Source organism: Cohnella sp. CFH 77786, assembly GCF_019400745.1.
Classification (GTDB): domain Bacteria; phylum Bacillota; class Bacilli; order Paenibacillales; family Paenibacillaceae; genus Cohnella.
In genome coordinates, this window is record NZ_WJIB01000014.1 from 62,354 (window position 1) to 76,517 (window position 14,164).

Genomic DNA, 14,164 nt, shown 5'->3' on the forward strand with positions numbered 1-14,164 from the left:
TACCTAGCTTCGCTAACGGAAGGCTGCTGGATCCATGGGATCGGCAGCCTTTTTCTTTCCCCTTCGATAGGCGGAAGGGCTTTTCCCGAATCGCTTGCGGAACAGGGCGGCGAAATGGTTATAGTTCTGGAAGCCGACGTCATACGCCGCTTCGGTCGCGGTTCGCCCGGCGTGCACCATCAATAGCGAAGCCTGCTCGAGCCGCATCGCGTTCAGCGTATCCAGCACGGAACGGCCGGTTTCGGCTTTGAAGAGATGGGAGAGCCGGGAAGCGGACAATCCGACGGCCGTCGCCAGATCGTTCACGGTGAGCGGTTCCCTCATGCGCGCGCTGAGCATACGCATGACCTGGCTCACCCTCGGATCCAGCCGTTCGGTCAGCTGCTCCGCGGCAAGCAGCAGGATGCTGCTCAGCTGATTCTCGCACAGCTCCTGCCAGTAGCCGCCCCGCTCGCGGGAATCCCTGATCAAGGTACGGAAAATATGCAGCACGCGCCGCTGCAGGGCGCCCGGCGGCATTTTGCAGATAAGCACTTCCTCGTCCGGCAGGAGTCCCGCTTCCGGCAGCCCGAGAAAATGGGCCCACATGAAGTGCCAGATCTTACCCGGCCGTGTCCCGTACGCATGGGGCACTCCTTTGCGAAGCAGGCCGATTTCCCCCGGGCCGCAGCTTAATTCGCCCGCTGGCGTCCGGAAGTACCCTTCCCCTTCCAGCGTGTACACGATCAGCCAGTCCTCCATGCCCTCCGGACGTTTGATCCCGTAGCTGTCGTTCTCGCGGAAATGCCCGGTTATGATCCTCCGGTGCGAATGGCTCTTCATTCCCTCAACCTCCGACAGGAATACCAAACTCTCATTCCCTTACAGATTAAGTCCTTCCCGAAAATTCGTCTACCTGATAGCAGAATCCAACCAGTTTGAAGCATGAATGAGACTTCCGGCTGTCTCCTCGAAGACGTACGATAGAAGCAACTCGCGAGATCACTTTGTAAAGGAGCGGTTCCCATGTCGCCGAAGCTTCAGGCATTGACGCCGGAGCAATTGCAGCAATTCGAAACCGAGGGATATTTGATCGTGCAACGCGTCTTCCGGCCGGAGGAGATCGAAGAGATCCGCGCGACGTTCGATGAAATCGGCCAAACGGCGGTGCCGGGCTTCTTCGAGCCGGTGATGGACGCGGATACGGACGATCCCCTGAAGCGGTATCCGCGCGTGATGCACCCGCACCGTTTCCATCCCGTGGCCAAGAAATACATGCTGCATCCCGGCGTGCTGGCCATCCTGAACGAATTATACGGAGAGGAAGCGCTGGCCGCCCAAAGCATGTTCTACTATAAGCCGCCGGGCTCGCGGGGCCAAGCCCTTCATCAGGACAACTTCTACCTGAAGGTGGAGCCGGGGAACTGCATCGCAGCCTGGACGGCCATAGACCGCTGCGACGAAGAGAACGGCTGCATGCTGCTCGTACCGAAGACCAATCGTTATGAAATCGTCTGTCCCGAGGTCTCGGATGCCGAAGAATCGTTCACGACCCACTACGTGAAACCGCCGAAGGGCGAGAAGCCGGTCCCGGCCGTGATGGAGCCCGGCGACGTCCTGTTTTTCAACGGCAATCTCATACACGGTTCCTACCGCAACAAATCGAAGGAAAGGTTCCGCCGGTCTTTTATCTGCCATTACGCGAACGCAAGCGCGACCCAAATTTCGCATTGGTACAATCCGCTCTACCGTGCCGACGGTACGACGTTGGAGCTGGAGAGCAATCCGGACGGGGGGCCTTGCGGCATTGAAACTCCGGCCTATCATTAATCGAGGAACGCGCGACCCCCGCCTTCGCGTTCATATGTCGTGGTGGGGCATGACCGGCATTCGGCGGCGGACCGGCGATGAAACGGACATGGAGGTAATAATCTATCCCGTAGCTTGGTCCGCCGCCCTGTGCGATGACGACCGAGGAGCTTGCCGGACGGATGAACGAATTCAGCGACCGCGGGGAGCAGTCCTTGTTTCTGCTGCAGCTGGCCCGAGAATTGTGGAGCGAAGCGCTGGTAAGCATAACCCGAATGCATAATCGGGCTCCGGCGGGGACAAGGTAATTCCCGGAAGTCCCAATACGACCATTCGAGGTGATCCCATGCCTTACGGCGCGCACGAAACGATGGAAACGCACGAGATTCTGTCGGAGAAAATCAATGCCATTTGCCACTTCAACCTGTACGCCCAGCAAGCGAAGAATCCCCAGCTTCGCGACATGATCGTCCGTCACCAGCAGGATGCCATTCGCTCTTACAATGAGATGGTGAACTACACGCATGCCTACACAAGTACACCGACTGCGCCCTCGATGTCCAACATGACAAACGCGACCCCGCAGCAGATCCAGTACGGCCTGCACAATCCGCAGCCCGTGGGACCGGTGACCGGCACCGCCCTGGGAGATCGGGAGATCGCGACGGCATTGCTGATCTGCCACAAGAACGGAGCGAGCAACGCGATGCGGGCCGCGCTCGAATGTGCCGATCCGAACCTTCGCCGGATGATGATCAACAGCTCCGTCGCTTGCGCGGACCATGCGTTCGAAACGTTCCTCTTCATGAACCGGCAAGGGCTGTATCAGGTCCCCACGATGAACGATCAAACGGCGAAAACGTTCATGCACAGCTACCAGTCGTATCAGCCGGCCAATTATGGCGGCCCGGGCGGCGGCACGATGCGTCCCGTTATGTAATACGGTTTCTAAATACCTCCCTATGAAGCGGTGTCATCCTTCATGGGGAGTTTTTTTGGTTATTCGGCAAAGTATATAATCCGCACGTCTCTGTTCCTAGAGGACGACGAACTCGTTATGGCATGTCGCGAAGTATACTTTCGTCCCTCGATATCCGCTTCTTTACTACCTTCGTGTCATATGGAAGGATACTCTCCCGGTGCTATGCTATTCAGCAGAATAGAAGAAAATCTTTTCATGGATGGAGCGTTGAAGAATGACGGTAAAAGGGAAAGTGGCCTTGGTATCGGGAGGAGCCAGAGGGATCGGGGCGGCGGCGGCGCTCGCCCTCGCGGAGCAAGGAGCGAAAGTGATCGTGAACTACGTCGAACAGGAAGAGGCCGCACAGGACGTGGTCGCCCGGATCACGGGCCAGGGGGGTCAAGCGGCTGCGATCCGCGCGGACGTCCGCGATCCGGAGCAGGTCGGACGGATGGTCGCGCAGACGGAAGCGGCTTTCGGGGCGGTCGACATTCTGGTGAGCAACGCCAATATGGCGTTCGCCATGAAGCCGCTGCTGCAGATGGAGTGGGAGGAGTTCTCGCAAAAGCTGAACGACGAAATGAAAGCCGCATTTGCTTTGACGCATGCAGTCGCCCCTGCTATGATGGGACGTAAATACGGGAGATTGATCTATATTTCCAGTTCGGCCGCCGATCTTCCCACGCCCTATTTAGCTGCGCACGGATCGGCAAAGGGAGCTTTGAACGCCTTCGTCAAATACGTCGCGCAAGAGCTCGGCCCTCACGGCGTGACCGCCAACGCGATATCGCCGGGGCTCGTGCAGACGGATGCGTCCCGGTATACGCCCGAAGCGGTCAAGGAGCAGATCGCGATGGCAACGCCGCTTCAAAGAGTGGCCGTTCCCGGCGATATATCCGGTATCATCGCTTTCTTGGCAAGCGAAGAAAGCAGGTTCGTCACCGGAACATGTACGCATGTTAACGGCGGTTTTCTGATGAGATAACGGAGTTGATCCAAGATGCAAGGTTCTGATTCTCTCTTGCCGGATTCGCATGGATCTATTAAGGCTGACCTCAGTAGAATCGGGAGCGAGATCGATCAGGTCGAACGGCAGTTTCTGGTCGGCAGGGAAAGAGAAATCGATTTCTTCCTTCAGCGGCTGAACGCTTCACCGCAAACGGGCGGTATTCTCAACCTGTACGGAACGGGCGGCGTGGGCAAAAGCTATCTGCTGGATGAATTCCGCAGGCTGTCCACGCAGCGGCGCGCCAAGTTTTTGCTGCTCGACAGCCGCGATTTCGCTCGGACGCCGAACGATTTTTGCCTGCACATTTTAAGAATGCTCCGATATCCCTTGCAGAGAACGGATCAAACCGCCCAACCGAATCCTATGATCGATATTTGCCTGGACGCCGTACGGGAACGTTCGCGGGAAGAGAAAATCGTGTTCGCTTTCGATACGTTCGAGGAAATGGGCGAGATGGAGTACTGGCTGCGGGAGGATTTCCTCCCCCTGCTTCCCAAGGAAACGCTGATCATCATTTCGGGAAGATACCCGCTACAAGGCACTTGGGCCTTCTCCCCGGCTTGGCGCCAGCTCATTTTCCGCTTGCCGCTCTCCGATCTGGATTATTTGTCGGTCAAAGCCTATTTGGAGAAAATGGGAATCGCGCAGGAAGAGACGATGTACCTCATTTGGAACAAAACGAAGGGACATCCGCTGACCCTGTCGCTGCTCGTCTCCACGACGCTGGCGCACAGTTTTCACAAAGTATCCAACTCGAGCGGAGACGAGGTTTTCGCCCACGTTGTCCATACCTGGCTCAAGGAGGTTCCGGACGACTCTCTGCGGGAATTGGTCGAAACGGCCGCCGTCCTGCGCCATTTCAACCAGGAATTGCTTTCGTACGTGCTGGAGAAGCCCGTTCCCACGGAACGGTTTTTGAAGCTCGTGGGACTCTCCTTCATCCGCAGGGTCGACCGCGGCTGGCTGCTGCACGACTTGATGCGGGACGCCATCTGCTTCGAGCTGAGGCATCGCATGCCCGAGTACTTCGAGAAGCTTCGCAAGCGCTGCATCATGCATTACTATCAGAAAATCAATGAATCCGCCAGAAAAAAATCGTTGACCTGGGAAAGCGAGGAGTGGATTTACTACGTAGGGGATCAGTGGATCCGAGGGTTCTTCTACCAGCGATCCGCCACCTATTCTTGGGAACCGCTTCATTCGGACAACTGGGCCGAGGCGGAGCGATATTTCGAACATCGGCGTTTGCACGCCAAAGACACGAAGGTTGCCTTCAACCATCCCGGCTCGAATGAGATCTACACCTATACGATCACGGCCGAGGAAAGCCTCTACACGCTCAAGCATATCGACCTGAAGGAGTTGTACGAGCTGGATCCCAGCATCGTCAAGCTCATCCGGGACGCCCAAGGCACGCTGATCGGCTTGTCCGCCATCATTCCGATCAATATCCATACGCTGGATTATTTGAAAACGAAGCCGTTGTCGTCCTCTTATTTCTCCAGCTTGCCGGAAACCAGACTCAAGGAATTGAGGGTGCCGAAGGATTCCAAAGCGGGATACTTCGTCAAAACGATCGATATCGCGGATTTCAGCGATCTGACCATGCGGGAAGCGGCCGGGATTACGTTCATCAACCATATGCTGTCCCCGGGGATTTGCATTGCGGCTCCGCCCGCCAATCCCATGTTCGAGGACATCCACCTCCGTCTCGGTTGCGAAACGGCCAAAGAGGGCGTTCATTCCGATTACGACGGGGTGACGCCTACTCCGCTGTACGTCATCGATACGAGAGGTTATAAACTGCAGGAGTTTCTGAACAAAATGATCGCGTCTATCGGGCTTCCGGAACAACCGGGGCAGGAAGAGGAAAACTTATCGTCGCTGTCCGAGCGGGAGAAGGAAGTGGTGGAGCTCCTGGTCAAAGGGTACACCAACCTGGAGATCGCGGGCAGCCTCTATCTAAGCGAGGTCACCGTCAAGAAGCATTTGAGCAACATTTTCCGCAAGCTGGGCGTCAAGAGCCGGACTCAATTGATCAATAAGATTCGATAGCGTGCCGCATCGCCGGCCGCCGCGCTTGTTGTGCTATTTTGGAAACATCGATTAGAAGCGGTTCCGCGTTGGCGAGGATGGCTGTCACAAGGAGGAAGCATTCTTGAAATGGCTTGTTTTGATTCACGTTTTATCGGCGATCGTCGGCATCGGTCCGACCTATTTCGGACACGTTCTGTTCCGGAAACGGCAGCAAGTCGGGGAGTTGCGCAAGTCCCTGGAGCTTTTTCAGCTTCTGAATTACTTTCCGAAAACCGGGGGTACTCTCGCCGTCGTCACTGGCTTGCTGTTGGTGTGGCTGGACGGTTGGAAGTTCTCTTCGTTCTGGATATTGGCTTCCCTTGTCTTGTACGTCGCGATTCAGGTGATTGCCGTGGGCATGCTGGGACCGGTCGCGGCCAAGCTTCACCAAGGGCTTAGCCGCCCGGAGCTCGAAGCTGCGCACGAGCTTCCCCGGGAGTCCGGCCTGCTCCTCGCCAAAGCCGGCCGGCTGTATTATGCCGCTTCGGCATTGGGCGTGCTGCTGTTCGTTCTGATGATCTTGAAGCCGTAAGCCGGCTGATCATTCCCGATATTTCCCATCCCTTCTTCGCCGCGTTCGCCAATGCCGCGGAGTAGCACGCTCCGGATGGAAACCGAAGACCGGCCCAGGTATCACCGCCAGGGAATGGAAAAAGTTGATAAGTCAACGAATCGAGTCTAATCCTTTGTTCACGAAACCGTTCAGGGTTTGCCAACAGGCTGAAGCCGCTCAAACGAGAGCGGTTTTTTCGCTTTTCCGCAAGTTACCAAAAACTTATACCAAATGATTAAATTATTTCATTTTTATCGAAAGTATTCTTCTTTATGATTCATTATAACAGCGCTTTCATGCCGACTCTCGAAACAAATCGGGAAAGGGGGGATCGATAAGAATTTCGGCACGAACGTAACGGGAACAAAGATCACCTTACCAGAGGAGGCTTGAACCCATTGCTAAAGCACCAAAAGGTTGTTGCGCTTTCCCTGATCTTTTCGATGGTATTCGGATGGTTTCCGGGAGCTGTCCCGGCGCGTGAGGCCGCAGCCGCAGCGGACCATGGCCTGATTTTGCATTACGACATGAAAACGACGGCGACGAGCAGCGGTCCGTTCTTGGTAAAAGACGTTGCAGGAAACGCCGTAACGTTCGACGGCATATTCCGGAATCCGGAGAACGGCGGCCATGCGGCGAACGATGCGGCCGGATACGTTACGTTTAACGGGGGCGGCCCCAGCTCCGGCAGCGCCTACATCGAAATTCCGAAGGGCAGCGACGGCAGCGATGTGCTCTCGGGTATAAACGAGGTTACGGTATCAACCGTCGTGAACTGGACGAATGACGGCGTGAATCGTTGGATTTTCGGTTTCGGAACGGTTCTGGCTCCCGAAACGAATAAATATTTCTTCGCCACGCCGCGCCACGGCATCAGCGGCCAGAATCCGGTCGCGGCCGGCATATCCAAGCAGGGCTGGCCGAACGAGGCGCTGATCAGAGGCGCGACCGATTCCTTCCTGACGCCGGGGGAATGGAAGCAGGTAACCGTGACGATGTCGGAAGCGACAGATACGCTCGCGCTATACGTAGACGGCGTCAAAATCGCTTCCGGCTCGGCGAAGGGAATCAAGCTTTCGGAGATTATCGATCCGGACGCCGGATATTCCGGATTTTTGGGGAAATCCATCTTTACGAACGACAGCTATTTGAAGGGCAGCATTGCCGATTTCCGTGTGTATAACGGCGCATTTACGGATCAGGACGCGGCGGATCTGTTCCATAACGAGGGCGTCACGCTGATTCAAAACGTCCGTGAGTTGACCATCGAAGATGCGGCCGGCAAGCTGGATATGGATCAGTATGTAAGCCCAGGCGACACGGTGCAGACGGTGACGCAAAATTTGAGTCTGCCGACAACGCTACAAAGCGGCGTCACGGTCGCCTGGACGTCCAGCCGCCCGGATATTATCTCGAATACCGGCGCGGTCACCCGTCCGCAGCAGGAGGATGTGGAGGTTCAGCTTACCGCAACGCTCTCCTATCAGGGATTGTCGGGTACGGCGGTATTCCCCGTCATTGTCCTGAAGGCATTCACCGACCAGCAGAAAGCCGATCTGGATGCCGCCGCCCTGGCGATCGCTGCGGATCGGGTGAAGGGACACCTGAGATTGGATACGACCGGCGCTAACGGCTCCGCGATTACCTGGACGTCCAGCCGCCCCGACATCATCAAGGGCACGGCCGATGCGGCCGGCGATCCCCATCGATTGGGATGGGTGACGCGGCAGGACGCCGATACGCCCGTGACCTTGACGGCAAACGTAACGAACGGCGGGGCATCCGCCCGGAGAACGTTTGATGTCACCGTAGTCCAGGCTCCGGAGCAGAAGGAATACGATAAATACTTTTTCGCTTACTTTACGGGCGAGTACGAGGGCGGAGAAGAAATCTCCTTCGCCGTCGCCGAGGATCCGCTGAAATGGAGAGCGTTAAACAACGGTCAATCCGTCCTCCGGTCCACGATGGGCGAGAAAGGGCTGCGGGATCCCTTTGTCATTCGCTCGCCTGAGGGCGACAAATTCTATTTGCTCGCGACCGACCTGAAAATGGGCGAAAGCACCGACTTCGATCAGGCGCAAATCACCGGCAGCCATTCCATCATGATCTGGGAATCGGACGATCTGGTGAATTGGAGCGAGCAGCGCATGGTCGAGGTTGCGCCGAAGAACGGCGGCAATACGTGGGCGCCCGAGGCTTTCTACGACGAGCAAACGGGTGAATACGTCGTATTCTGGGCCTCGTCGATCAAGAACGAAGATACGTACGGCGATTACAACGGCAGGCCGAACGGCCAATACAACGTCATGTATTACGCCACGACGCGCGACTTCCGCAGCTTTTCCGAGCCTAAGGTGTTCATTGACGAATCGTTGCCGACGATCGATACGACGATGATCAAGGATAACGGCACGCTGTACCGATTCACCAAATCCGAGGTCAACTACAAGGTTTACGCGGAGAAAGCGCCCGGCATTTATTACGACAAAGACGGCATTGCCGACAACGGCTTCCAGTACGAGCCGATCGCCGGCACGCGAAGCGGCAACCAGGGCTTGATCGGCCATGCAGGAAACAACGAAGGACCGACGGTCTTTAAAGATCTTCATAGCGACAAATGGTATATGTTCCTGGATTCGTGGCCGTATCATGTGCGTTATGCGACGAACCTGGAAGACGGCGCCCAATGGGTGAACAACCTGCTGCCGGATAACGCCTACGCGCTTCCGCCGGGGCCGCGCCACGGTACGGTGATTCCGATCACGGACGCCGAGTATGAAGCGCTGAATGCCAAGTATGGCGTTCCGGGTCCGCAGCCGTCCGCCGGGCCGGTCGTGCATTACAGCTTCGACGCTGCCCAAGGGTCTGTCGTGCCCGATATGTCGGGCAACGAACACGATGCCGCGCTGGTAGGCGGAGCTACCATCAATCCGTCGGATCGGGTCGGCGAGACCGGCGGCTCCGTCGAGCTCGACGGCGTCTCCGGTTATGTCGAGCTTCCCCGGAATCTGATTCGCGATCTGAACCTGGAGAAAGCGACCTTTGCAACCTGGGTGAAGATGGATAAGAATCAGGCGAATCAGCGAATTTTCGAGTTTGCCTCGGAAACCGGAAGGACCGTGAACCGGAACACGATGTACTTGAGTCCTCGGGGCGATTCCGGCAAACCGGAGTTTGCCGTCGTGACGCCGTTCACGGAGAAATTCGCCAATACGTCGGCGCTGCTCGGCGCGAATTACAAATATGCGCTGCGAAGCGCCTCCGCGATGCCGGAGCAGACCTGGCAGCATGTGGCGGTTACGATTGACGGCTTTCATGCGGTTTTCTATCTGAACGGCGTCCCGGTTGCGACGAGCTCCACCTTCAACGTGGAACCGAGAATGCTGCTGGAGACGACGATGAACTTCATCGGCAAATCAAGCAACGCGTCGCACAGCCTGTTCGACGGCAAGTTCGACGATTTCCGCATTTACAATCGCGCCTTGTCCGAGGAAGAAGTGGGCAGTCTCGTCAATGGGATGCTGCCGAACGTGGACGTAACCGGCGTGATGCTGAACAGAAGCGCGGTCAAGCTGACCGTCGGCGCGTCCGCGCAATTGACGGCAACGGTGGCGCCGGTTAACGCAACCGACAAGGGCGTAACGTGGAGCTCCGACAACGAGAAGGTCGCGACCGTTCATGCATCCGGTTTGGTCACGGCCGTCGGCGTTGGCAAGGCGACCGTTACGGTAACAACGGCAGACGGAAGCTTCATGGATTCCGCAACCGTAACCGTTGCGGAATCGGTGGACGACGGCTTGCTGCTGCACTATACCTTTGATGAAACGGGCGGAACGACGATCCATGACGCCGCGGGCGGCGATCATAACGGCACCCTGATCGGGGGAGGATCGTTCGCCGCAGGCAAGGCGGATACGGCCGTCGATCTGAACGGAACCGGGGCCTATATCGACATGCCGGACGGCATCGTGCAAAATCTCGATGCCATGACCGTGTCGGCGTGGGTGAACCCCGATCGCCTTCCGGTCTGGTCGAGGGTATTCGACTTCGGCTCCTCCACGACAAGCTTTGCGTTCCTGACGTTGAACAATGGCGCGAACATGCGCCTCGGGCTCAGGTCGGGCGGCACGATCCAAGATATCGACGGCATCAAGTTCCCGGAGACGGGCGGCTGGCAGCATATCGCCGTCACGCTGGAAGGGAAAACAGCCACCCTTTACCTCAACGGTAGAGAAGTGGCGAAAAACTCCAACATGACGCTCAAACCGAGCGACCTGGGCCATTCCATCCAGAATTACATCGGGAAATCGCAGTTTTCCGCCGACCCTTATTACGACGGGAAGATCGACGACTTCCGCATTTACGGCCGTGCCTTAAGCGGTCAGGAAGTGATGGACCTAATGGCCGAAAACCTGACGAACGGGGAAATTGTCCTCTTGGACAAAGATTGGCTGGATCTGGGGGACACGTCTCAAATCAGCGGCAACATGACGCTTCCTTCGACCGGACCGCTCGGGTCTTCGATTACCTGGGTATCGTCCAACCCGGCGATCGTATCCCGTGACGGAGCCGTCACGCGTCCCCGGGCGGGAAGCGGCGACGCGCAGGTAACGCTGACGGCCACCATCTCCAAGGGCGGCGCTTCGGTCACGCAGACTTTCGACCTGGTCGTATGGGAAACGGGCGCGGTTGCCTATCAAATTGCGATCGACGCCGGCCAGCCGCTGCACGACGCAAGCCAGACCCTGTTCGGACTGTTCTACGAGGATATCAACTTCGCCGCCGACGGCGGACTGTACGGGGAACTTGTGCAGAACCGTTCGTTTGAATTCGGGAATTCGTTATTTTCCTGGAACAAGGTGGCCTACGGAGGCGGTTCGCTGCAACTGACATCCTCCTCGGCGAAGCCTTTGAACGGCAAGAACCATAAATATGCAACCTTGCAAATCTCGTCGCCGGGCGATGGCGCGGGCATATCCAACGCCGGATACACGGGGATCGCCGTGGTCGGCGGGGAAAGCTACGACTTCTCCGTCTATGCGAGAACCGCGGACAAGCTGAATCATCCCATGTCCGTCGAGCTGCGCAGCGCGGACGATGCGAAAGTGTACGGACGCGCCGAAATTACGGGCCTTTCTTCCGAATGGAACAAATTTGAAGCGACGATCGCTTCCGACACGACCGACAACAAGGCCAAGCTTGTCCTTACGTTCGCCGATGCGGCGACGATCGATTTGGACATGGTCTCGCTGTTCCCGGAGAAAACGTGGAAAAACCGGAAAAACGGCCTGCGCTACGACTTGGCGAAAATGCTGGACGATATGAATCCGAAATTCCTGCGCTTTCCGGGCGGCTGCATCGTAGAAGGCGGGGCTTTGAACCGGATTTACCGCTGGAAGAATACGATCGGCGACGTGGCGGAGCGCGAGACGCAGCCGAATTTCTGGGGTTATTCTCAATCGTTCGGACTGGGCTACGACGAATATTTCCGGTTGGCCGAAGACATCGGAGCGGAACCGTTGCCCGTTATTTTCTCGGGGATCGGCTCCTGCAGCAGCAACCCGTTTACCGTTCCTATGGACCAGTTGCAGCCGTACATCGATGACGCCCTCGATCTGATCGAGTATGCGAACGGAGATCCGGAATCGACCGAGTGGGGAGCTCTCCGCGCCAAAAACGGGCATCCGGAGCCGTATCACCTGAAGTATCTGGGTGTCGGAAATGAAACGTGGGGTTCGAATTACTTCCCTCGTTATAAAGCGTTCTATGACGCCATCAAGGCCAAATATCCGGACATCCGGTTGATCGTAAGCGCGGGCGCGTTCCCGGAGGACGCGAATTACCGGCTGACCTACGATTGGCTGGGCGCGCCGAACGACGGCAACGAAGCCGATCTCGTGGACGAGCACATGTACCAGTCTCCGCAATGGATGCTAAACAACCTGGGCCGCTACGACAACTACAGCCGTTCGGGACCGAACGTATTCGTAGGCGAATATGCCGCGCATGGCCAAGGCAAGCGAAACAATATGGAATCGGCACTCTCCGAAGCGGCTTTCATGACCGGGCTTGAGCGCAATTCGGATGTGGTGGAGATGGCTTCCTACGCGCCGTTGTTCAGCCGAAGGCCGGCCAGCTTCACCCAGTGGACGCCGGATATGATTTGGTTCGACGAGTACCGCGCATTCGGGACGCCGAATTATTATGTGCAGCAATTGTTCATGAACCACATGGGAGACCAAGTGCTTCCGATCGATTTGAAAGCGCGAAATGACGATACCGGCTCTCTGATGCTCGGGTCCTGGGCGACGCAGGTAGAGTACGATAACCTGAAGGTGACGGCCGAAGACGGTACCGTATTGTATGCCAACGATTTCTCCGATCCCGCAACGCTGTCCGATTTCGTCGAATACGGCGCGGCCGGCGATTGGGTGATCCAGAACGGCGTGTTAAAGCAAAAAAGCCTGGATACCGACGTTCGCCTGATGTTAAAGAAAAAGGCGAACTGGGTGAATTGCACGATTCAGTTGGAGGCCAAGAAAATAGCCGGACAAGAAGGGTTCCTCATCGGATTCGGCGCAAAGGATTTCGACAACTATTACTGGTACAACCTCGGAGGCTTTAACAACACCGTAAACGTAGTGGAAAAGGCCGTGGACGGCGCAAAAACGGATGCATCCCCGAGGCTGCAAAGCAAAATCAACACAGCCCAGCTTTATAACATCAAAATCGAAGTGAACAAGGAACAGTTTCATCTGTATCTGGATGAAAACAAGTTGTTCGACATCGCGAACGCCGGAGCGAAATATCCGGGTCCTCTGTACGGCTCCTCGACAATCGATGAAGAGACCGGCGATATTATCGTGAAAGCCGTCAACATGTCCGGCACCCCGCAGCTTTCGCGGCTGCAAATTAACGGGAAGGACTACCTGAACGGAGAAGCGGCAGTATTCGAGCTTTCCTCGGACTCGCTGCTCACCGAAAATTCGTTCGAACAACCGACAGCGGCGGAACCGGTTGCCAAAACGGTCGCCGGAATAGCTTCCACCTTCGAATACGAGTTCCCGGCACACTCCGTCACGATCATGAGGATCAGGACCAAGCCGGGCCCGTTCATCAAAGCGATCGATAGCGTTTCGGCGGATACCTACCTTGGACTGAAGCCGATATTGCCGGATACCGTCAAGGTAAAGATGAGTGACGGTACCGAACGGGCGGCAGCCGTGCAGTGGACAAAGATTGACGAAGAGCAGTACGCGACACGCGGCGTCTTCGAAGTGGAAGGGATCGTCGAAGGCACGTATCTGGCGGCCGAAGCGTTCGTGACGGTACACGATGCGGACACGACGTCGCCGACGCTTTCCGTCGCCGCGAATATTCAGACGATTACACCGCCGAACCACAAGCTTGTAGACATCCGGGTAACCTTGGATGCGCAGGATGCGGAATCCGGAATCGCTTCTGTCCACCTGGTGTCCATCACGAGCAATGAACCGGACGAAGACACCGGCGCCGGCGACTTCGCCGGCGATATCCGGCTTGCGGAGATCGGAACGGCCGATACGTCCTTCCAGCTTCGCGCCGAGAGGTCCGGCAAGGGTACGGGTCGGATCTACACGATCACGTATGAAGCCGTCGATCGTGCCGGCAATCGAACCACAGCCTCCACAACGGTTGTCGTGCCTCACAGCAAAAAGAATTAAGGCCCACACGATGGAACAGATCGCCCTTTAATTCGAACAGTTGATCGGTTAAAGGGCGAAATCGTTCATTCCAT

At 56.8% G+C, this 14,164-nt stretch carries 8 protein-coding genes; 7 read left to right on the forward strand and 1 reads right to left on the reverse strand.

Features of this window, described 5'->3' with window-relative positions; genetic code table 11:
• Window positions 1-12 precede the first annotated feature (12 nt).
• Window positions 13-822, reverse strand: coding sequence for a helix-turn-helix domain-containing protein (locus GE107_RS19705; protein WP_219641709.1), 810 nt, complete (start codon window positions 820-822; stop codon window positions 13-15).
• A gap of 183 nt (window positions 823-1,005) precedes the next feature.
• Here GE107_RS19705 and GE107_RS19710 point away from each other — a divergent pair, with 183 nt between their 5' ends.
• From GE107_RS19710 to GE107_RS19735, 7 genes are all read left to right on the forward strand, one after another.
• Window positions 1,006-1,809: a phytanoyl-CoA dioxygenase family protein gene (locus GE107_RS19710; protein WP_219641710.1), complete on the forward strand. Its 804-nt coding sequence runs from the start codon at window positions 1,006-1,008 to the stop codon at window positions 1,807-1,809.
• A 161-nt stretch (window positions 1,810-1,970) separates the two neighbouring features.
• Window positions 1,971-2,096, forward strand: a complete 126-nt coding sequence (locus tag GE107_RS26730; RefSeq protein WP_255570668.1) for a hypothetical protein — start codon at window positions 1,971-1,973, stop codon at window positions 2,094-2,096.
• Between the two features lie 38 nt (window positions 2,097-2,134).
• Window positions 2,135-2,728, forward strand: coding sequence for a spore coat protein (locus GE107_RS19715; protein ID WP_219641711.1), 594 nt, complete (start codon window positions 2,135-2,137; stop codon window positions 2,726-2,728).
• A 256-nt stretch (window positions 2,729-2,984) separates the two neighbouring features.
• The gene (locus GE107_RS19720; RefSeq protein ID WP_219641712.1) at window positions 2,985-3,734 is read left to right on the forward strand and encodes an SDR family oxidoreductase; all 750 of its coding nucleotides are present in this window, start codon (window positions 2,985-2,987) and stop codon (window positions 3,732-3,734) included.
• Between the two features lie 15 nt (window positions 3,735-3,749).
• On the forward strand, window positions 3,750-5,813 hold the full coding sequence (locus GE107_RS19725) for a helix-turn-helix transcriptional regulator (RefSeq protein ID WP_219641713.1): 2,064 nt from the start codon (window positions 3,750-3,752) through the stop codon (window positions 5,811-5,813).
• 103 nt (window positions 5,814-5,916) lie between these two features.
• Window positions 5,917-6,366 carry a DUF2269 family protein gene (locus GE107_RS19730; protein ID WP_219641714.1) on the forward strand — a complete coding sequence of 150 codons (450 nt, stop codon included), beginning with the start codon at window positions 5,917-5,919 and terminating at the stop codon, window positions 6,364-6,366.
• A 419-nt stretch (window positions 6,367-6,785) separates the two neighbouring features.
• On the forward strand, window positions 6,786-14,090 hold the full coding sequence (locus GE107_RS19735; protein WP_219641715.1) for a LamG-like jellyroll fold domain-containing protein: 7,305 nt from the start codon (window positions 6,786-6,788) through the stop codon (window positions 14,088-14,090).
• Window positions 14,091-14,164 lie beyond the last annotated feature (74 nt).